The organism is Candidatus Tisiphia endosymbiont of Temnostethus pusillus, assembly GCF_964264675.1.
Lineage (GTDB): Bacteria > Pseudomonadota > Alphaproteobacteria > Rickettsiales > Rickettsiaceae > Tisiphia.
Genome location: NZ_OZ183472.1, coordinates 89,673 through 110,243 on the forward strand (window position 1 = coordinate 89,673; position 20,571 = coordinate 110,243).

Here is a 20,571-nt window from a genome sequence, read left to right on the forward strand (position 1 = left end):
TTGCTGCATAAATCAAAGATAGTTGAGGGATTTTTAGGAGAAACGAAGCCGGCTACCTTCGCGTACACAGACGTACGTGAGGAGCGGAGGCGAGTTTCGACGACAAAATCACCAACTAGATTGACTTATGCAGTAAGTCTATTATTTTCCGTACTTGATTTAATACGTCTTCAGCATGTCCAACTACTTGTACTTTTGACCAAATGTAAGCTATCTTGCCTTTTTTATCTATTAAGAAAGTAGCTCTATTAACTCCCATATATTTTTTACCAAACATTGATTTTTCTACCCAAACTCCATATTTTTCACAAGTATCGGAATTAGAATCTGATGCAAGATCAAAGTCCAAACAATATTTTTTCTTGAATTTATCGTGAGAATTTAAGTCATCTTTTGATACACCAATAATGACAGCATTCATTTTTTCAAATTCTAGTTTTAATTTATTAAAGTCACCGGCTTCGATAGTACAACCTGGTGTATCATCTTTAGGATAAAAATATAATACAACAACCTTTCCTGCTAAATCTGACAAATTAACTGTACTATTATTATCTATTGGCATAGTAAAATTTGGTGCAATATCACCTATTTTTAATATCATAACTACTCCTTTATATTTATTTTATTTCTTTTTTAGACAAATTATAAATTACAAAAATTACTGCTAACGAGATCGCTAATGCAAACCAAGTTATGGCATATTCTAAATGATCATTTCTGACATTCAGCAAATTTTCAATCGACAAACTTTTAAGAATATCAGATCGATTGTTATTACCCTCCATAACTAAATAAAAATCTTCTAATTTTAAGCCAAGAACATTAGAGGCTTGAGTTAAATCCAAGGTAAACCAAACATTGTTTTTAACATCATTATCCAGTACAAACAGCTTTGTTTTTTCACCGGGAAGAATTACACCTGTGATTTCCATAGAGTTATCTATTATATTATCAATATTTTTTTTATGCCTCCCAGCAAACCACCCTAGTACAACCAAGATTATCTTGTTATCATCAGTTTGAAATGGGGTAACTAAATAATAACCATCTTTTTCAGTGGACATTGATCTGCGTCCATAAAGATGTAAATTCTTACCCTCTAGAAAATAGCCGTTCGCCCTTATTTTAGCATATAATTTATTTCCACTAAGTGTTTTTATATTAATTGGCGGATTATTAAGATTATTTTTCATTGAACTTAAAAACAGTTCTTTTTCCTGTAATCTAGCAATTTGCCAAAACCCAAGTGATAAGAGAATTACAAATGCTAATATAGTAAGTAATAAAGGTAATAATTGAACTTGGCACTTACCGATTTTTAAAGTATTTTTTTTTAAAGTTTGTAACACTATAATTTCTTCATTATTTCTAGTAGTGATTCTAGAGTAGCTAGTTCTCTTTGTCTATTGAGTATATATAAAAAACTCCAAATTAAATAGCTCTAATGCTTCTGTTAATGATTTGGGGAATGACACTAAATTATATTGTTGATCAAAAGCATTGCCATATATTTTGTTGATATTATTTATTTTATCAGGAAATTTTAGACCTAGAAATATAGAGTTTAAAATAGTAAAGATTGCTAAATAAGGATCAGTGAGTGGATTTGCTATTCTATGTTCTAGTCTTTTAGGAGAGAGATCAGGGATGCGCAGTGCAACAGTTCTATTATTATTACCAAAAGATACATTAGTTGGTGCCATAAAATTCTTATCCAAACGAAGATAATCATCTTCATTTGGCATGAATATCAAGAAAGTGTCAAGCATATAATGACAGATACTTTGAGCCATTAGATCAATATTAAGTATACAATTCTCCAAATCATTTGGGAATATAAAATTTACATGAAAATGCATACTACTACCATAATCGCTTGCAAATGGTTTGGCAGAAAAATTTACATTACCCTGTAATTTTTCTGCAATAATTTGTATTTTAGACTTAGTGCTACTAATTTTTTCTATATACTCAATTATGTTAGTGGAAGGCGGCAAATCTACCTCAAATTGATTAGCTCCTTTTTCTTTCTTAACTGCTATTCCAAGTAGAGTCTGAAATTCGAGTGGATCAATATTTTTGCTTAAATAAAATTCTATTTCCACTCCGATGCAAGCTATTAGCGAGTAGTCTGTTCGAAATTTCTTAATGATTTTTTGTAAAGCATTGTTCTTTTGCAAATGATCTGATAGTGTATGGATAAATTTCTGTAGGGTGACCATATGGATGAGTTTATAAAAAATAAAGTTTATTATAAAATTTTTGATGGAAGCTTCAAGCAATCTAGTCATATTTATAGTAAAAAAAATAAGTTGGGTGATTCTAGGATATTAGAAAGTGTCGAGAATAATCGGCTAACAGTAGTTAAACATTATGATGCCAAGAACATTGTTATCCTACAGCAAGTTCATGGTAACAAAGTTATTGATGCTGATAGTGATATTGAGACTGATCCCGAAGCTGATGGGGCAGTTACTACCAAAAAAAATCTAGTACTAACAGTACAAACTGCTGATTGCGTTCCTATTCTACTTAGTAGCGAAGATGGTAAGGTTATAGGGGCAGCTCATTGTGGTTGGCGTGGAGCTAAAGCTGGTATCACTAATAATTTGGTAAAACTAATGCATGAGAAAGGAGCAAAAAATATTAAAGCTATTATTTGCCCTAGTATTCAACAATATTCTTATGAGGTAGACCAAGAATTTTACGATAATTTTATAAAGCAACGGTCTGAGAACTCAAAGTTTTTTAGTGCCTCTTTGAGAACAAAGCATTATATGTTTGATTTACCAGCTTATGTAGAACTTCAACTGCAAGAAGCTGGTATTAAAGATATAACAAGGATGCTAGAAGATACATATACTACCCCTGAGAAATATCCAAGTTATCGACGTTCCTGTCATACTGGAGAATTATATAACCGTACCATATTATCCACCATTGTAATTAAAGGATAAATAACACTAGATGAGAATCAACTACATGGGAAACATATTTGTATTTATTTGTTAGATAGTATATAATATGTATACTTCTCCTACTTCAAGAGTAAGTTTGCACTGAGGTTAATTATGGATAAATAATATGAATAATAATAACTTAAAAACAATAGTTGAAACAAAAACATTAACTCATGCTTTGGCTTTTGCCAATTCTGTGGTAGAAAAACGTAACGTAATTGCTGAGCTTAGTCATGTTAAATTATCATCTAAGGATGGTAAGCTAGAGCTAATAACTACTAACATGGAAATATATTTAAGCCAAAAAGTAGCAGCTCAAGTAATAAGTGAAGGCGAAATAATGGTATCTACTAAAACATTAAATGACATAATAAGAAAGATATCTGATAATGATGTAACACTTAGTGTCTCAAATGAAACAGATCAACTTGAAATTCTAGGAAAGAATTGTGCTTTTAACCTACTAACCCTACATGCTAACCAGTTCCCTGCGTTAGATGATATTAATGTTGAAGCTACTTTAAAAATATCTTGTAGTGATTTTGTTAAAATGATCGACGGTACTTTGTTTTCGGTATCCGTTGATGAAACTCGTTATAATCTTAATGGTGTTTATTTCTACGTAAAAGATGAAGAATGTTGTATGGCTAGCACCGATGGGCATAGATTATCAGTGTCAGTAGTAAAAATAGCCAATAATGCTAGCGAGTTTGGCGTTATTTTACCTAAAAAGACTCTCGAGGAAATTGTTAAGATATTGAAAGATCCTAAGAATATCCAACTAGAGACTAAAATTTTTCTAAGTGTTAATAGGATTAAATTTGTTTGTAATGATATTATAATGGTATCAAAACTAATTGATGGAACTTTTCCGGACTATCAAGCTTTTATCCCAGTAGAGAACAACTATAAACTTACTATTAATACCAAGTTGCTAGCTGATGCTATAGATAGAGTAGCGACAATAACTATAGACAAATTTCAAGCAATAAAATTGATTTTATCAAAAGACTTGCTTGAAATTACCGCTTCTGGAGAAACAAGAGGTGTGGCTAAAGAATGTATACCATGTTCTCTAGATGAAAGTAATTTATGCATTTTTGATCATGAAGATACTCTGTCTATAGGTTTTAATCCTAAATATCTTACTGATGCACTAAGTGCTGTGTTAAGTGCTACTAAAGCAAACCAAGTTGAGCTATACTTTTTAAATGCATCATCACCAATGTTATTGAAAACCCTTCAGAATCCTAAAGATGTTTTTGTGATTATGCCAGTTAAGGTTTAATATTTACCTGAATTCGATGTATAACTAACACGAAAAGGTTTTAGCAAAAACCGTCATTGCGAGGAGGCACAAAGTGCCGACGTGGCAATCTTGTGAAGAAGAGCTTAAATTACCTCGAGGTCGCCTAATAAAGGTAGATATTGTTTCATGAGATTGGTCGCGTCGCCGCTTTTTCGCGACTCCTCGCTAATAGACGATCAGCAGCCATTTTAATAGTGGTTATATAAAAAATGTAGGGTACTATGAACAAAAGGATTATTACAAACAAAAGGAATTTATATAAATGTCTAAATCTTATAATATTATCCACCATGAATTTGATGTAGTAGTAGTTGGAGCAGGTGGGGCTGGTCTTAGGGCTACTTTTGGTATGGCGAAAGAGGGCTTAAATACTGCTTGCATTAGTAAGGTTTTCCCAACTAGGAGTCATACTGTGGCTGCCCAAGGGGGCATTAGTGCTTCTCTTGGTAATATGGGGCAAGATGATTGGCGTTGGCATATGTACGATACAGTAAAAGGCTCGGATTGGTTGGGTGATCAAGACGCAATTGAGTATATGTGTAAACATGCAGCTGCAGCAGTGCTAGAGCTTGAGCATTATGGAGTACCTTTTTCTCGAACAGAAGAAGGCAAAATTTATCAACGTCCCTTTGGTGGCATGACAACAAATTATGGTAAGGGACAAGCAGCTCAAAGGACTTGTGCTGCAGCAGATCGTACTGGTCATGCAATATTACATACTTTATATCAACAGGCTTTAAAAAATAAAGCCCAATTTTTTATCGAATATTTTGCCCTTGATTTATTAATGAATAATGGAGAATGTGTAGGGGTAGTTGCTTGGAATCTTGATGACGGAACAATTCACTGTTTCCATGCTCACTTAGTGGTATTAGCTACTGGCGGGTATGGTAGAGCTTATTTTTCTGCAACAAGTGCTCATACTTGTACTGGTGATGGAGGTGGCATGGCGGCAAGAAGTTCTATTGCCTTGCAAGATATGGAATTTGTCCAATTCCACCCAACTGGTATATATGGAGCTGGTTGCTTAATTACCGAAGGTGCTAGAGGAGAAGGTGGGTATTTAGTAAATTCTAATGGAGAGCGATTTATGGAACGATATGCTCCCGCTGCTAAGGATCTTGCTTCAAGAGATGTAGTATCAAGAGCTATTACCATGGAAATCAGAGAAAATAGAGGGGTAGGAGAGCATAAAGATCATGTATTCTTACATTTAGATCATTTACCGCCGGAAATTCTTCACGAACGTTTACCCGGTATTTCAGAGACGGCTAAAATTTTTGCTGGTGTTAATGTTAACACTCAACCAATACCTGTATTACCAACAGTGCATTATAATATGGGGGGAATACCAACAAATTATCATGGGCAAGTTATTGATAAAGATCAGGATGGTCATAACAAGATTATTCCTGGGTTAATGTCAATCGGTGAAGCTGCTTGCGTTTCAGTACATGGGGCCAATCGGTTAGGATCAAACTCTCTGCTTGATTTAGTAGTATTTGGTAGAGCCGCAGCACAAAAAGCTGCTGAAATTGTTAAAGTAGGGCAAAAGCATAAAAGCTTGCCGGAGTCTATATTGGATAAAATAATTAGCAGATTTGATGGTATACGTCATGCTAAAGGGGGCCTACCAGTAGCTGACTTAAGACTTAAAATGCAAAAAATCATGCAAAATCATGCAGCGGTATTTAGAATTCAAGAGGTTCTAGATGAAGGAATAGAAATGATTGACCAGGCACGAAAGGAATATGCTGATATTCAGGTTAATGATAGATCATTAATATGGAACAGCGACTTGGTTGAAGCATTAGAACTAGCTAATTTATTAGATCAAGCGGTAATTACTGTACACTGCGCAGCGGCTAGAAAAGAGAGTAGGGGAGCTCATTCTAGGGAGGATTACCCAGAGCGTAATGATGAAGAATGGATGAAACATACACTCGCTTGGATTGATGAGAAAGGTAAGGTGAAGTTAGATTACAAACCTGTAACTCTTACAACTTTGACAGATGAAGTAGATAGCATTTCGCCAGCTAAACGAGTTTATTAAGAATATGCTAAATTCACTAAAATTATGCCAAGCTTTAAATGAAAAAATATGTCATGATTTTGCAGGATCAATAGGTGTTATAGATAATGCTATTGGGTTAATAAAAACTATAGAGTATCAAGAGAAAGCTACTAAACTGGTTCAGGATAGTATAAATAGACTCATGAGCTATTTACAGTTTCATCGTTATGTATACTCTCTACCTTCTGAGGGGAACAAAATTGCTATTGCAGAAATTAATAGATTAAGTACTGATTTTTTAAAATCAAAAAATCATAATATTGAACTAGTGTTCACAAGGTTAATCAGCACAAATATCGATGACAATATAGCTCAGATTATTATGTGTTTAATTGTTGCGGCATCTAGCAATATATACAGAGATGCTGTTATTAAGATTGAACTAGAGATACAAAATGATAATTTTATTGGTATAAAAATTGTAGTAACATCTCCAAACCTCAGGCTTGATCAGGATAGAGCAGATATTTTGCTTGGAAACAGAACTATTGATGATTTAAGTATCGAAAACGTTCATGAATATTACACTTACTACTTAATTACGGAATATGGTTATAAATTAGCTATTACTCCATCAACCGATTCAGTGGAGTATATACTCGTTGGAAATCTCTATTAGCAATTGCATAGATAGAACCAATGTTAAGGTAGTTGCGATGAGCTGCCACTTAATATAAAGTTCCAACGATTGAACCTTAATATTTAATTGTTCTTGACCCACAAATCCATGTTATATTGTTTGCAATATTCAAACATATCAACTGTGTTAGGATGGTGTATGCCAAATTCCTTAATTTGTGGCTTGCCAAAAAATTTGTAATTATATAAATCTTTGCTTTTACAGGCAGCTTTTGCTCCATGATTATACAAATAACTCATTTGGGCAACATTTTGACTTCTATCTCCATATAAATAATGATATATAACAAAAGCTTTTTTATAAGATTCTATAGCTTGATTCAGTTTATCTTGAGCAGATAAAATATCACCTTGTACTACATAAGCCTCTGCTAAATAACGATTTTTAGAATAATTTGTGTTCTCTGCATTTTTCTTGTCTTCTGCTAAGAACAGGAGGATAGCATTACTAATATATTCATAAGCTTGATCTACTTTACCTAAACCTAATGCACTTCTTGCCATTATTGCATAAATATCTCCATCTTCATACTCATTGTGTATTGAGTTATATAATGATTGAACCTGAGTATAAGCTTCTTGATATCTACCTAAAAAATTCAACATATATGCTCTATACATATAAATTGTAAAAGCGTATGAGTCATTAATATTATGACCATTTTTTATAAATATTTCAATAACTTTATCTGCACACTCTAAAGCTTCTTGATAGTGACCTTGCATCTCAAAGAATGAAGCTTTTATAATATATAGTGTATATATTTCATCTTCTTGCATTACTCTTGATTTTACTAGCTTTTCTATCTTTTTAAAAAGTTCTTCAGATATTTTTATTTCACCTAAGAATATATAAGTCATAGCTAGATTAGAGAGAAGATTTAATTTAATAGCGTAATAATCAGCTTCATTATCAAGCTTATCTAGAATATTTAATGCTTTAGTAAAATAAGAAATTGCTGTGTTAAAATCCATTAATATTGTTTTATAATACGCTCCCACTATTCCTAAGTACCTAGCATAATAACATTTTTGAGATTCAGGCACTTGCCATAATTTAAATTCCTTATTTTTCTCTTTTTGATAAAACCAATCAAACATTTGTTTGACTTTGTTGGGGCAGGTGTTTGCGTGTAGAGCAAATAACTCCACTCTTAAGATAAGTATTGCGGATAGATTAATATTATATTTTTCAGAATTATTTAGAAGGATTTCTAAGTTTTCTGGTATAGTTTTGGTACTTTTCCACAAATATCCTGAATAAGGACCTTTAAATTTAGGTAATTTGTTAATAATATTTTCTAAATATATTTTATTATTATCACCATTTAATTCCATTATTTTATTGCTGATTATATCATGCATTTCAAAAATAGGATTATCCTTGTTAGGATCAATATTACTGATTAGCATAAATTTAGATAATTGATATATATCATCATCTAAAGTATTTGTATTATCAGTAATGATGGTAAGCAGCTGTTTTGAGAAACTTTGATTATTGAGTAAAGCTATTTTATTAAGTAATTTTACAGCACTAGGTTTTAATTCTTGAATAGCCATTTTAATATTTGTTGCTATTTTATCAGTCGATTGATAAATTTTCTTTTTATATTCCTCTTTATCTAAACCTTTAACTTTGTTAAGTAATTGAGCTCCTTGCACTATCAATATTGGATAACCACTAAAAGATTGCATTAAAAATTCGATATTATTTTTATTGTCTAATAAGTTATTAGCTAAAGCTACAATAGTAGACACATCAAGTAGGGGCATTGCTATAATATTAGATAACTTTTCATTATCTTGCGAACAAAACACGACCTGACCATTATGCTCCCAATCAATTAAATCTTGTACTTTTTTATTTTCATTAACTTTTAAATTATCAAACACTAATAACCATTTATTAGTAGTGGTTAAATATGATATTACTTCTTTTTTTGCTAAAGCAACTTCTTCAGATATATTAGTTTGTTTGATAGTATTGAGTTGTTTGGCTAATTTAACAAATTGCTCGTTCAAATCAAGGTTACAATCAAAAAACCAAATTAGATCATAATTATTTTTATAAGCATACATTCTAATCAGTTGAGTTTTACCTATACCACTAGTACCCACTATACTTGCTTGTCTATATTTACTTAAATATTCATCAAGAATTTTAAGTTGTTGCTCATGATTGACAAAATAACTAACTGGAGTGATAAGATTAGATACTTGTACTTGAGCAAAAGTATTACTATAAATAATTAGTGATATGAATAATGTTAAAAATTTTTTCATATAATGAAACTGTTGAAAAATAAATTATGCCCTAACGGTACGTATAAAACATATTATTAACCTCAGCATCGATATAAGAATTAATAATTCTTATATCGATACTTGCTTTGTTATAAGGAAAAATGCATTCTTGAAGCGGCTGACGTGAGTGCATTTTAATTATTAAAATCACATATTGAATGGAGTATTATATTTTAACAATCAGGTGGGCAGCCGCTTCAAACCTGATTGTTTCTATATATAATACTGAATTCGATGTAACTTGTTACATCGAATTCAGGTTATTATTACGAATAATTATAAAGAATAAGCAAAAATAACTCAACTTAGGTTTGAATATTAATAATAAAAATCATTAAAAAGTAGGAAAGTTTGTTTGCTAATTCTGAACCTAAATTCCACTAGCCTAGTATCAGTATTATGCAATCCAAATTATTTCCAACTTAACTTATGCGAATTCGGGTAACTTGATGGTAGCTGAATAAGGGCTGGATTCCGCATCAAGGCTAGGATGATATTTTTTACACGAATGATAACTTTTGATTGCAGGAGGTAATTTATGCAGTAAGGATTACACTTGTGAAACTATCTTGTATAGTTCACTTAATAAAGTTGCAAATTCAATTTGCTCAAAACCTTTCCTAGGGATGACTATCATTGCCCAACTATTTTGTTTGAATTTTGATTCTTTGCTTAGCAGTCTAACTAAATGCCTGATACGTCTTTTGATTTTATTACGAATAACAGCATTTCCTAACTTTCTTCCGACTTTCATGCCAAAAAGTAATGTATTTGACGAATTATATAAAATCTCACTAGATTTCTTACATAGGTTGTCAATATTACCTTTTACATTTAGCTTTGCAAAGAGCTTAGTAGAATTCTTTGCTATTATTGTGATAAAATAAGGGCTATGGAACTTTTTTCCTAACTTATTAACTAGGTCAAATTCTTTCTGATTTTTTAGGGATGAGATAAGCACTTACTACGCTGATAATTTTTTTCTGCCTTTTGCTCGGCGTTTCCTTAAAATTTCTCTACCGCCGACAGTTGCCATCCTTGCCCTAAATCCATGTCTTCTTTTTCTTACTAAATTGCTAGGTTGAAATGTACGTTTCATAAATTCATATCCAATACGAAATAATATATTTCTTTATAGTCAGATAATGTTAAACTGTCAACTTAAATAACATTATTTAAACTAGGATATATATATACTGCTCGTAAATGAAGAGTTGGTAGACGATAGTATAACTTCAAGAAGGGCTAGGCAGTAGCAAAGTCGAGCGGCGTAGCGTACATGAGTAACGGAGCAGCGGAGATCTTTAGACGCGACGACGCCAATTCTTGAAGTTCTGCCTGAGTATATCTATATTTCTCTCTTATTATCTTTAGTCTTTAAAAGATCTTGTTCTAATTTTATATTATTATTTCTATTGATAATAGATCGATAAACTTGCAGATTTTCCAAAACACGTTGAGTATAGTTCCTAGTTTCTGCATATGGTATTAGTTCAATCCAATCAATTATTTGTCGTAAATTCTTAAAGTCACGAGGATCACCAAACAGATTAATCCATCTTGTGATTCTACAAGGACCAGCATTATAAGCTGCAATGGCTAAAAGATAATTACCATTATATAGTTGTAAGTATTCTTTAAAATGATTAGTACCGAGCATGATATTATATTTAGGGTCAAGAGTTAGCTTTTTAATATGACATTTATGGCCAACAGATTTAGCCGTATCATAAGCAGCTGTATCCGTAAGTTGCATTAACCCCTTAGCTTTAGCTGTACTAATTGCATGCTGATTAAAAACTGACTCTTGTCTTATAATACTGTATGTTAAAGCTGGTTCTAGGGGGGTATTTTTTATTGCCTTAGTATAAGGGGTAGGGAAAGCATAATCCTTAATAAAAGTATGATGTTGACAAGCAGTTTTTGCTACATCTACTGTATGATGAATATTACCCTTTGTGCTAATGATATCGGTAATTAATACAATCTTAGATGGGGTTGATGATTTTTCAATAGCCGTTTTAGCATATAACAGAGCTAAATCATGCTTACCATATTTAGTCAAATATTTTATGGCTCTAATAATTTCACTATTTTCATTATTATGCTTAGTGGAGGTAGGCTTTTGTGGTAAAATGAAGTGCCGTTTGTTAAGTTCGATATTAGCTAACTGTCCATAGAAACTATGGGAATACTTGCTGGCCATATGATAAAATTTATTCGCTTGCTCTTTATCCCCTTTGGCTTCATAAGTTCTAGCTAGCCAATATTGCCCCCTTGATACGCTTAATGGTTTAGCTGCAACTTTCATAAATTTGTTAAAATGACTTAAAGCAATATCAGGCTTATGCAAAAATCTAAGGGCAAGCCAACCACTAAGCCATTCTGCTTCTCTTACATGTTCGGGATCAACAGTAATTGGCATGCTAATTATCTTATAACTACTAGCAAAATCTTTCTGATCAATAAATTCTCTAGCATAATAAGATTGTACACGAGCCCAATAGGCGGAATGTCTTTTATCTTGCTTTACTTTTTTAAATAGAGCGATACTTTGGCTGGTAGGAATCTCTGTTTTCTTGGAATCCAAATAGTTAAATAATAAAGCTGGGGTATAATATTTTTCTGATACTTGTTGAAAAAGTTTTTCACTATCATTAGATTTATTTAAGATAGCAATTTGGGCAATAAAATTTTGTTTATAGCCATTACTGACATAATGCATATATTTTTTTGCACTACGCATATCCCCTGCCCATAAATATTCATCAATTTTTTTTACATGATCTTCTTCACATAATATATTTTTGAAATTACTCAAATAATTGCTTTCTTCTGTTTGCGTAAAAACCCCATAAATCCAACCATTTTTCATAATCTTCGCTAATTTTTGTGGATCTTTTATTAATTTTCTACTGGCTAAAGCATAAAATTTATAGCCTAAAGCAGTAATTGGTTCGTTTTCACTAAACCAGTTTACAATTAAAGCTTGGTCTGTGTTATAGTTTAAATATTGTTCTGCCATCTCTTTTAGTTTATCGACTTGCGGCCAGTGGGGATTGTTTTGTATAAATTTTATTACCTCTTCAAAGCTATTTTTCTTATAATTCGGGTCTAAGAATCTTTGAGATATAATAATTTTGATTAAGGTTTTATCTTTTGAAGACTTTGCCATCTTTTCACAATCTTGCCATGCTTTTTTGTCTAAATGTATAAAAGTTTCTTTGACATAGTCCGATGCCATTGACTCTGATATTAATAAATTTAGAATAATTAAAACTATTGACAGTATTGTTGAAATTCTCATAATCGACAGCGGATAAATTAAATTATTATGGTATTATTATGAATAGAGCATTTGTCTTTCCAGGTCAAGGGTCACAAATGGTTGGTATGGGGAAAGAATTCTACGATAACTTTCAGGTGGCAAAAGAGACATTTGAAATGGTAGATAATACTCTTGGAAGAAAATTAAGCCATATTGTCTTTAATGGATCAAGTGAAGATTTAACTTTGACTATTAATGCTCAACCAGCACTAATGGCAGTATCTATGGCAATATTGAATGTCATTAAGCAACAAACAAATAGAAATATTACTAACCTGTGTTCATATGTTGCAGGTCATTCTTTAGGAGAATATAGTGCATTATGTGCAGCGGAAAGTATAGATATACAAGTAACTACCGAATTGCTAGCAGTACGTAGTAAATCCATGCAAGAAGCCTATCCGGTTGATCAAGGCTCAATGGCGGCATGTATAGGCGTACCTCTAAAAAAGCTTGAAAAAATCATCGAAGAGGTTATAGACCTTGATATAGCTAACGATAATATAGATGGGCAGGTGGTAATTAGTGGTAAAACTATAGCAGTGGAACGGGTAATATCTATCGTAAAAGATTTAGGCTATAAAGCTATTAAATTGAATGTAAGTAGTCCTTTTCATTGTAGTTTGATGAAGCCAGCAGAAGAGCAAATGGCAAAGGCTTTAGACAAAGTAGCAATTAACAAACCGTTTGTTCCGGTGATACAAAATGTTACAGCTAAACCAATAACTAACCCTATAGAGATAAAACAAAACTTAATCTCCCAGATTTGTGGTAGGGTGAGGTGGCGTCAAACTTTAAACGAATTGGAAAATCTGAAAATAGAACAAATAGTTGAAATAGGTGCAGGTAAGGTTCTAACTAATATGCTGAAAAAAACTGATCATAAATTTAATTTGATTAATGTTTCGAGTCTTGTAGAATTAGAAAAATTTTTAGAAATTATGTGATTATGGTATTAGTGCTAAGACAAAAATCTGCTATGATCCCAATTTAATTAAAACAATAAGATATAAGATAATATAATAATGGCAACGCAAGCAAATACTAAATTTCCTATAGAAATTGATAAGAAACGAGATAATTTACTGACTAATTTTGGTAAAGCTGTCCTAAAGGATAGGTACTTACTAGCCGGAGAGGATTTTCAAGATCTATTTGCTAGAGTAGCTAGCTATTATGCTGATAATGCAAAATCAGCTCAGCAATTATATGAGTACATAAGCAAGTTGTGGTTTATGCCAGCTACACCGGTTCTTAGTAACGGTGGAACTGACAGAGGGATGCCTATCTCTTGTTTTTTAAATGAAACAGATGATAGTTTAGAAGGTATTGTAGATCTTTGGACTGAGAATGTTTGGTTAGCCTCACGTGGTGGTGGTATAGGAAGCTATTGGGGCAATGTTCGTTCTATTAATGAAGCAATTAAAGGCAAAGGTACTTCTTCTGGCATTATTCCATTTGTCAAGGTTGTCGATTCTATGACTTTAGCTATTTCTCAAGGGTCAATTAGACGTGGTAATGCTGCTATATATTTACCAATTGATCATCCTGAAATTGAGGAATTCATAGACTTAAGACGCCATACTGGTGGTGATACTAATCGTAAAGCTTTAAACATGCATCACGGCATAGCTGTAACAGATGCATTTATGCAAGCAGTTGAGAGTGATGGAAATTTTCCATTAATCAGCCCTGCTACTAAAAAAGTTGTACGTGAAGTTAAGGCTAGAGATTTGTGGGTTAAGTTACTAACTACTAGAATAGAAACTGGAGAACCCTATATTTTATTTATTGATACTGTCAATAAATATATTCCGCAGCACCATAAAAAACTTGGGCTACAAGTAAAAACTTCTAATCTTTGTAGCGAGATTACCCTGCCAACTGGCATTGATCATTTGGGTAAGGTTAGAACTGCGGTGTGTTGTTTGTCTTCTGTAAATTTAGAATATTTTGATGATTGGCAGAATGATCCCGAATTTATTCCCACCGCAATGCGTTTTTTAGATAATGTACTTGAAGATTTTATTACTAAAGCACCTAGTACCATGGAGCGAGCTAAATATTCAGCAATGCGTGAACGTAGCGTAGGTTTAGGTGTTATGGGTTTTCACTCATTCCTGCAATCAAAGGATGTACCAATAGAGTCGGTAATGGCAAAGGTTTGGAATAATCAAATATTTGAACATATTCATAAAGAAGTTGATAAAGCTTCAGTAGTTCTATCTGATGAACGTGGTGCTTGCCTCGATGCAGTTGAAGTAGGTATTAACGAACGGTTTAGTAATAAAACAGCTATTGCTCCTACGGCATCAATCTCTATTATTGCTGGCAATAGTTCGCCTGGAATTGAACCATTTGCTGCTAATAGTTTTGTCCAAAAGACTCTTACTGGATCTTTTAATGTACGTAACAAATATTTAGAAAAGCTGTTAAGCACCAAAGGTTTTAATAATGAGCAGGTTTGGTCATCAATTGCAACTCATGAAGGCTCAGTTCAACATCTAACCTTTTTATCCAGCCATGAAAAAGATGTTTTCAGAACTGCTTATGAGATTGATCAAAATTGGCTTATTGATCTAGCAGCAGATAGGACACCACATATTTCACAATCTCAATCTCTAAATGTTTTCTTAGCAGGCAATGTAAGTAAGATGTATTTAAATAATATCCATTTTAGAGCTTGGAAAAAAGGGGTTAAGAGTTTATATTATTGTAGATCAACCTCAATTCAAAGAGCTGATAAAGTATCACACGATGTCAAGAAAGCGGATTTTCAAGATATTGAAAGAGATAATAAGAAAAAACAAGAAAAAGAAGTTGTGTCTTATGATGAATGTTTATCCTGTCAGTAATAGACTTTCTGCATAATTCTACTTTTGCTGGTAATTTGTGCGTCGATCCGGTACTCGAATCCGTAACGGAATTTGAGTACGCTGCGGGTCGAGGTTCCGTGTCTCCTACAAATTCCTCAGCAAAAGCGAATTATGCAGGAAGTCTAATGAATATACGCGAATTCGGGATAAGAATTTGTCAATTCTTATCCAATCGTCATTGCAAGCGAACGTATGTGAGCGTGGCAATCCATGAAGCTTGTCATATAGATTGCTTCGTCAACCTACGGTCTTCTCGCAATGACGTTTTATAGACGTATATGTCATTGCGAGCGAACGTATGTGAGCGTGGCAATCTATGAAGCTTGTCATATAGATCAACTATGTTCGCAATAAAAATTTAAATAAATTTGGTTTAAATTTTTATTGCTTCTGCAGAGCTAGTTAAATCACGTAACTTAGCGTTTGCAATCACAATGATTTTCCGCATTAATGCTACCATCGCCACCATTTTCTTTTTTCCTCTATTGATCAATTTTTCATAAAATACCTTCAGTTCAGAGTTAGAATTTCTAGCAGCCATAGCAGCTACAAACAACATAGGTCTAACAAAACTTCTACCATGACCTGTATGTCTATATCCGCTATATCTACCGCTATCATTAGATATTGGTGCAACACCTACTAATGATGCTATTTGTTTGCGGTTCAATGTACCAAGTTCAGGTAACAAAGCTATAAGCTCATTAGATACTACTGTGCCTATACCACTAATAGTTTGCAGTGTCTCTTTCTTAGCCTGCAAGAGTTTATCTTTTGCTATTAAGTCATCTATTTTTTTAGTAATAGATGCAATTTGTTCTTCTAGTACTTCGATTATTTTAACACAACTAGACTTGATTAAATCAGCTTTCGGGGACTGAAACCTATTTTTTTCTGCAATCAACATTTGTTTGAGGTCGTTCCTACGTCCGACTAATTCATACAAGTTTAAAGCTTGCTTAGATTGTACTTTAAATAGTTCTAATCTTTCTGACCGTTCAAAACCATAAAGTGCTAGAGCTTTAGCATCAAGACTATCAGTTTTAGCTGCATTCCCAAAAGACCTAATAAAGTTTTTAACTTTGCGAGTATTGGCTCTATGTACAGCAAAACCCTGATTGCAAAGCGTTAGTAATAGTTCCATTTCATATCCACCTGTGGTTTCTAAAACACACAATGCAGAACTAATCTCTTTTTTGTAATCCTTGATAAAATCAGCTATTCCATTAGAGTTGTTATTATATTCTTTAGTTTCTTTTTTTCCATGAATAGCAACAACAAAATTGAATTTTCCTATATCAAGACCAATAAAATTATTATATAATGGCATAATACCTCGAAGACTTTTAATGTTTACGATTGTAAGCGGGAGTGCAAAGGCATCCCAATCAACTATTCAAACGTCTCGGGGATTTGGGCTAGAGTACCAAGATCCATACGATCTTAAGACCAATTGCTTCACGGTCGCTCACGCCTGCACAGCGATAGTCATTTAGTATTATTAATGACTATCGCTGTAATACCCCCTTATAAGTCAGTATAAATCATTATTTATATTGACTTCAACATCTATTATATCATACTTTTAACTTACAATTGCTTCGTCGACCTATGGTCTCCTCGCAATGATGTTTTATAGTAGTATACTTAAAAAGGAAATATAATATGTCTTTACTTAATGCCAGTCCAATCTACAAACCATTTTCTTATCCATGGGCTTATGAAGCGTGGCATATTCAACAACGAATTCATTGGTTACCAGAGGAAGTGCCGCTAGCTGATGATCTAAAAGACTGGAAATATAATTTAAGTCCAGGAGAAAAACACCTATTAACCCAAATATTTCGCTTCTTTACTCAAGCTGATATTGAAGTAAATAATTGTTATATGAAACATTACTCTAGGGTATTTAAGCCAACAGAAGTACTGATGATGTTATCAGCGTTTTCTAATATGGAAACAATTCATATTGCTGCTTATTCTCATCTGCTTGATACCGTAGGTATGCCAGAAACCGAATATTCAGCATTTCTCAAATATAGAGAAATGAAAGATAAATACGACTATATGCAGCGTTTCGGTGTAGAAACTAAAGAAGATATTGCTACTACTTTAGCAGTATTTGGTGCATTTACTGAAGGGTTACAGTTATTTGCTTCATTTGTTATTTTACTTAATTTTCCTCGTTTTAATAAAATGAAAGGTATGGGGCAAATTATTAGTTGGTCAGTAAGGGATGAGACGTTACATACTGATTCTATCATTATGTTATTTAAAACTTTTATTAGGGAAAACCCTGAAGTATGGACTGAAGAGCTTCGTAGCCGTCTTTATGAAGCGTGTGCTACTATTGTGCATTTTGAAGATGCCTTTATTGAACTAGCATTTGAAGTTGGTGGCATTGAAGGTCTGACAGCTAGAGAGGTAAGACAATATATTCGTTATATTGCCGATCGCAGATTAATGCAGCTTGGACTTAAAGAGATTTATTTAATTGATACTAATCCGTTGCCTTGGCTTGATGAAATCTTAAACGGTGCTGAACATACTAATTTCTTTGAAGGAAGGGTGACAGAATATACCAAAGCTGCAACTACTGGATCGTGGGAAGATGTATTCGCTGAGATGGATGGTAGGAGGAGTGGTACTACTTAACCTGAATTCGATGTAACTTGTTACATCGAATTCAGTATTATATATAGAAACAATCAGGTTTGAAGCGGCTGCCCACCTGATTGTTAAAATATAATACTCTATTCAATATGTGATTTTAATAATTAAAATCACATATTGAATGATGAAAAAAGTTAAAATGCACCCGCGTCAGCCGCTTCAAGAGTGCATTTTTCCTTATAACAAAGCAAGTATCGATATAAGAATTATTAATTCTTATATCGAATTCGCGTGACTTAATGTGTTCTTGCTGGATTATTAGGTTTTCTACTAATGCGTGATACGTGGTCTACCATATTTGGAGGTTTTGGTGTTGGGACTTTAGCTTTAGGTAAAATCTTTTCCTCCTTAGGTGGTTTGTTAATTGTTGTGTCAAAATCGCTAAATAAACTTGTCTGAGTTTGAGGATTTATTTTATTTTTAGCAGGATCACCAGTAATAACGTTTTTTATATAAGACAGGATAAATCGACCGCAATTTATATTATCAGCTATTTTCTGATGACCTAGATATGATGATTTAAAGGTAACTCTATCTTTTCCAAATGTTTCTTCTAGTGAATCTCTAATTGGCTTTAGTGGGTAGAAACGGCTAAGCCATCCTTTGGAATCATGATGATGAGATGTTATATTGCCAGCAGTATCTTTATTAAGTTCTAAATATGTGAAGTGTCTCCTTGTCAGAAGTCCAAAAAAATATTTGTTAGACTGACAAATAGGAATTATTGCTTTCTCCCAATTAGGATCTTGGTTTAATACTCCAAGTGTATCCTTTAATGGGGCTGCAGTTGTTGTAAGCGTATTGCCTTTTTGAGCATCATGAGATGGGGCAGTGATATAATTATTGTCTTTTTTGAGATAATAATTGATTTTATTCTCAGGATTTCCCGGATTTTCATACGTCTCTGCTGATAGTTTATATTCTTGCTTTCTAGATAAATCTTTCAAGACATTATATATCTGAGTAGGCTTATATGCCATGTATGGCTCAATTTCTTTCCGATCTTTCATTTCATTCCCTATAATATCCTTAATATATATTAGTGGTAAATAAAATAATAGTATACTAAAATGACTGCAAAAAATAGATGTTTTATAGATAGATGTTTTTAACATCATTTGAGTGCTAAAACAATTTTTGTTATTAGTGCAAGATATAAATAATAGTATAATAGAATATAATTGGGAGAATAAAATAATTATGAGTATTGAAATTATAGTTCCATCTCTTGGAGAGTCTGTATCAGAAGCGGCTATTGCTAAGTGGCATAAAAAACAAGGAGATGCGGTAAAAGTGGATGAACTACTTTTAGAACTTGAGACAGAGAAAGTTACGTTGGAAGTAAATGCACTTTCCTCTGGTGTAATAAGCAAAATACTTAAGAATGAGGGCGATACAGTATATGTGGGTGAGAGCGTGGGACAAATTACCGAAGGAGAAGCTTCTAGTGTAGCTTCACCTAGTACATTAGACAAAGAGATAAAACAGCAACCTGCAAGTACCAACAAGGTTGATGTTCCGCCCTCGGTGCAAAGATTAGTGAGCGAAAATAAACTGCAATTAGCTGACATAAAAGGTACTGGTCGAGAAGGCAGAGTAACCAAGGGAGATGTACTAGAGTTCATAAATACCCCGCCTGTGAAAGAAACAGAATTACCTGTTATAGCCAATGTTGTACGTGCAAATGAAGGGATGGTTGAGCGTGTTAAAATGTCACGTCTTCGTAAAACTATAGCGGATCGTTTAAAACAATCACAAAATACTGCAGCTATTCTAACTACTTTTAATGAAATTGATATGTTGAAAGTTATTAATTTGCGTATGCAGTATCGTGAAGAGTTTGAGAAGAAACATGGCGTGAAGCTAGGATTTATGTCATTTTTTGTAAAAGCTACTATTGAAGCTCTTAAAGCAGTCCCATCGGTAAACGCCGAGATAGAAGGGGATGAGATTTTGTATAAGAATTATTATGATATTGGTGTTGCAGTAGGGACAGAGCAGGGTCTAGTAGTGCCAATAGTTAGGCAGGCTGACAAATTGAGTTTTGCTAAGGTTGAGAAAGAAATTGCTGGTTTGGGTAAAAAGGCTAGAGAAGGAAAATTATCTATGTCTGATTTATCAGGTGGAACATTTACCATTTCAAATGGCGGTGTTTATGGATCACTATTATCAACTCCGATTATTAATCCTCCTCAATCAGGTATTTTAGGTCTTCACAAGACTGAAGAAAGACCAGTAGTGGTTAATGGTAAGATAGAAATACGTCCCATGATGTACGTTGCTTTATCTTATGATCATCGTATTATTGATGGCAAAGAAGCAGTTACTTTTCTTGTAAAAATAAAGGAATTGATTGAGAATCCTGAGAAATTGTTATTAAATCTTTAATACAAAGAAGGAGT

General features: G+C 33.1%; 17 protein-coding genes. 8 read left to right on the top strand and 9 right to left on the bottom strand.

Translation table 11 applies throughout. The features are described from left to right. Positions 1–115: 115 nt before the first annotated feature. The 3 genes from bcp to ACFEL2_RS00460 form a co-directional block, all read right to left on the bottom strand. Positions 116–604, bottom strand: a complete 489-nt coding sequence (gene bcp / locus ACFEL2_RS00450) for a thioredoxin-dependent thiol peroxidase (protein ID WP_341751441.1) — start codon at positions 602–604, stop codon at positions 116–118. Between the two features lie 16 nt (positions 605–620). Then, positions 621–1,319, bottom strand: a complete 699-nt coding sequence (locus tag ACFEL2_RS00455) for an SURF1 family protein (RefSeq protein ID WP_375332417.1) — start codon at positions 1,317–1,319, stop codon at positions 621–623. 87 nt (positions 1,320–1,406) lie between these two features. After that, positions 1,407–2,225, bottom strand: a complete 819-nt coding sequence (locus ACFEL2_RS00460) for a glutamine synthetase (RefSeq protein ID WP_341751439.1) — start codon at positions 2,223–2,225, stop codon at positions 1,407–1,409. Between ACFEL2_RS00460 and pgeF the strand changes: the two genes are divergently transcribed. The 4 genes from pgeF (at position 2,226) to ACFEL2_RS00480 (ending at position 6,965) form a co-directional block, all read left to right on the top strand. Continuing rightward, entirely contained in the window at positions 2,226–2,960 is a 735-nt protein-coding gene (gene pgeF / locus ACFEL2_RS00465) for a peptidoglycan editing factor PgeF (RefSeq protein WP_375332004.1), read from the top strand. A 127-nt stretch (positions 2,961–3,087) separates the two neighbouring features. Next, complete coding sequence (dnaN, locus tag ACFEL2_RS00470) at positions 3,088–4,251, top strand: DNA polymerase III subunit beta (protein ID WP_341751437.1); 1,164 nt, start codon at positions 3,088–3,090, stop codon at positions 4,249–4,251. Between the two features lie 283 nt (positions 4,252–4,534). Further along, positions 4,535–6,325 (top strand): succinate dehydrogenase flavoprotein subunit, encoded by a 1,791-nt coding sequence (gene sdhA, locus ACFEL2_RS00475; protein WP_341751436.1) that lies wholly within the window; start codon positions 4,535–4,537, stop codon positions 6,323–6,325. Positions 6,326–6,329: 4 nt separating this feature from the next. Next, positions 6,330–6,965 carry a histidine phosphotransferase family protein gene (locus ACFEL2_RS00480; RefSeq protein WP_341751435.1) on the top strand — a complete coding sequence of 212 codons (636 nt, stop codon included), beginning with the start codon at positions 6,330–6,332 and terminating at the stop codon, positions 6,963–6,965. Between the two features lie 83 nt (positions 6,966–7,048). Here the strand turns inward: ACFEL2_RS00480 and ACFEL2_RS00485 are convergent, their stop codons facing one another. The 4 genes from ACFEL2_RS00485 to ACFEL2_RS00500 all read right to left on the bottom strand — a co-directional run bounded on the left by ACFEL2_RS00485 (position 7,049) and on the right by ACFEL2_RS00500 (position 12,599). Beyond that, positions 7,049–9,271, bottom strand: a complete 2,223-nt coding sequence (locus ACFEL2_RS00485) for a tetratricopeptide repeat protein (RefSeq protein ID WP_341751434.1) — start codon at positions 9,269–9,271, stop codon at positions 7,049–7,051. Between the two features lie 571 nt (positions 9,272–9,842). After that, complete coding sequence (gene rnpA, locus ACFEL2_RS00490; RefSeq protein WP_341751433.1) at positions 9,843–10,253, bottom strand: ribonuclease P protein component; 411 nt, start codon at positions 10,251–10,253, stop codon at positions 9,843–9,845. Positions 10,254–10,256: 3 nt separating this feature from the next. Then, positions 10,257–10,391, bottom strand: coding sequence for a 50S ribosomal protein L34 (gene rpmH, locus ACFEL2_RS00495; protein WP_341748129.1), 135 nt, complete (start codon positions 10,389–10,391; stop codon positions 10,257–10,259). 249 nt (positions 10,392–10,640) lie between these two features. Further along, the gene (locus tag ACFEL2_RS00500) at positions 10,641–12,599 is read right to left on the bottom strand and encodes a transglycosylase SLT domain-containing protein (protein WP_375332005.1); all 1,959 of its coding nucleotides are present in this window, start codon (positions 12,597–12,599) and stop codon (positions 10,641–10,643) included. Positions 12,600–12,637: 38 nt separating this feature from the next. Between ACFEL2_RS00500 and fabD the strand changes: the two genes are divergently transcribed. After that, entirely contained in the window at positions 12,638–13,567 is a 930-nt protein-coding gene (fabD, locus tag ACFEL2_RS00505) for an ACP S-malonyltransferase (protein ID WP_375332006.1), read from the top strand. Between the two features lie 78 nt (positions 13,568–13,645). Beyond that, a complete protein-coding gene (locus ACFEL2_RS00510) occupies positions 13,646–15,475 on the top strand; it encodes a ribonucleoside-diphosphate reductase subunit alpha (protein ID WP_341751430.1) in 1,830 nt (609 codons plus the stop codon). A gap of 394 nt (positions 15,476–15,869) precedes the next feature. Here the strand turns inward: ACFEL2_RS00510 and ACFEL2_RS00520 are convergent, their stop codons facing one another. Next, entirely contained in the window at positions 15,870–16,826 is a 957-nt protein-coding gene (locus ACFEL2_RS00520) for an IS110 family transposase (RefSeq protein ID WP_375331608.1), read from the bottom strand. Positions 16,827–17,161: 335 nt separating this feature from the next. Here ACFEL2_RS00520 and ACFEL2_RS00525 point away from each other — a divergent pair, with 335 nt between their 5' ends. Continuing rightward, positions 17,162–18,151: a ribonucleotide-diphosphate reductase subunit beta gene (locus tag ACFEL2_RS00525; protein ID WP_341751429.1), complete on the top strand. Its 990-nt coding sequence runs from the start codon at positions 17,162–17,164 to the stop codon at positions 18,149–18,151. A 254-nt stretch (positions 18,152–18,405) separates the two neighbouring features. Here ACFEL2_RS00525 and ACFEL2_RS00530 read toward each other — a convergent pair whose 3' ends face one another. Continuing rightward, positions 18,406–19,179, bottom strand: coding sequence for a hypothetical protein (locus ACFEL2_RS00530; protein ID WP_375332007.1), 774 nt, complete (start codon positions 19,177–19,179; stop codon positions 18,406–18,408). A 190-nt stretch (positions 19,180–19,369) separates the two neighbouring features. Here ACFEL2_RS00530 and odhB point away from each other — a divergent pair, with 190 nt between their 5' ends. Beyond that, the gene (gene odhB / locus ACFEL2_RS00535) at positions 19,370–20,557 is read left to right on the top strand and encodes a 2-oxoglutarate dehydrogenase complex dihydrolipoyllysine-residue succinyltransferase (RefSeq protein WP_341751427.1); all 1,188 of its coding nucleotides are present in this window, start codon (positions 19,370–19,372) and stop codon (positions 20,555–20,557) included. The last annotated feature ends 14 nt before the right edge of the window (positions 20,558–20,571 follow it).

Bases quoted from the DNA above. Each gene is read 5' to 3' on its own strand.
- ACFEL2_RS00460 (WP_341751439.1), bottom strand. From the start codon at position 2,225: ATGGTCACCCTACAGAAATTTATCCATACACTATCAGATCATTTGCAA.
- ACFEL2_RS00480 (WP_341751435.1), top strand. From the start codon at position 6,330: ATGCTAAATTCACTAAAATTATGCCAAGCTTTAAATGAAAAAATATGT.
- sdhA (WP_341751436.1), top strand. From the start codon at position 4,535: ATGTCTAAATCTTATAATATTATCCACCATGAATTTGATGTAGTAGTA.
- ACFEL2_RS00510 (WP_341751430.1), top strand. From the start codon at position 13,646: ATGGCAACGCAAGCAAATACTAAATTTCCTATAGAAATTGATAAGAAA.
- ACFEL2_RS00530 (WP_375332007.1), bottom strand. From the start codon at position 19,179: ATGAAAGATCGGAAAGAAATTGAGCCATACATGGCATATAAGCCTACT.
- pgeF (WP_375332004.1), top strand. From the start codon at position 2,226: ATGGATGAGTTTATAAAAAATAAAGTTTATTATAAAATTTTTGATGGA.
- ACFEL2_RS00520 (WP_375331608.1), bottom strand. From the start codon at position 16,826: ATGCCATTATATAATAATTTTATTGGTCTTGATATAGGAAAATTCAAT.
- rpmH (WP_341748129.1), bottom strand. From the start codon at position 10,391: ATGAAACGTACATTTCAACCTAGCAATTTAGTAAGAAAAAGAAGACAT.
- ACFEL2_RS00485 (WP_341751434.1), bottom strand. From the start codon at position 9,271: ATGAAAAAATTTTTAACATTATTCATATCACTAATTATTTATAGTAAT.
- ACFEL2_RS00500 (WP_375332005.1), bottom strand. From the start codon at position 12,599: ATGAGAATTTCAACAATACTGTCAATAGTTTTAATTATTCTAAATTTA.
- bcp (WP_341751441.1), bottom strand. From the start codon at position 604: ATGATATTAAAAATAGGTGATATTGCACCAAATTTTACTATGCCAATA.
- dnaN (WP_341751437.1), top strand. From the start codon at position 3,088: ATGAATAATAATAACTTAAAAACAATAGTTGAAACAAAAACATTAACT.
- fabD (WP_375332006.1), top strand. From the start codon at position 12,638: ATGAATAGAGCATTTGTCTTTCCAGGTCAAGGGTCACAAATGGTTGGT.
- ACFEL2_RS00525 (WP_341751429.1), top strand. From the start codon at position 17,162: ATGTCTTTACTTAATGCCAGTCCAATCTACAAACCATTTTCTTATCCA.
- odhB (WP_341751427.1), top strand. From the start codon at position 19,370: ATGAGTATTGAAATTATAGTTCCATCTCTTGGAGAGTCTGTATCAGAA.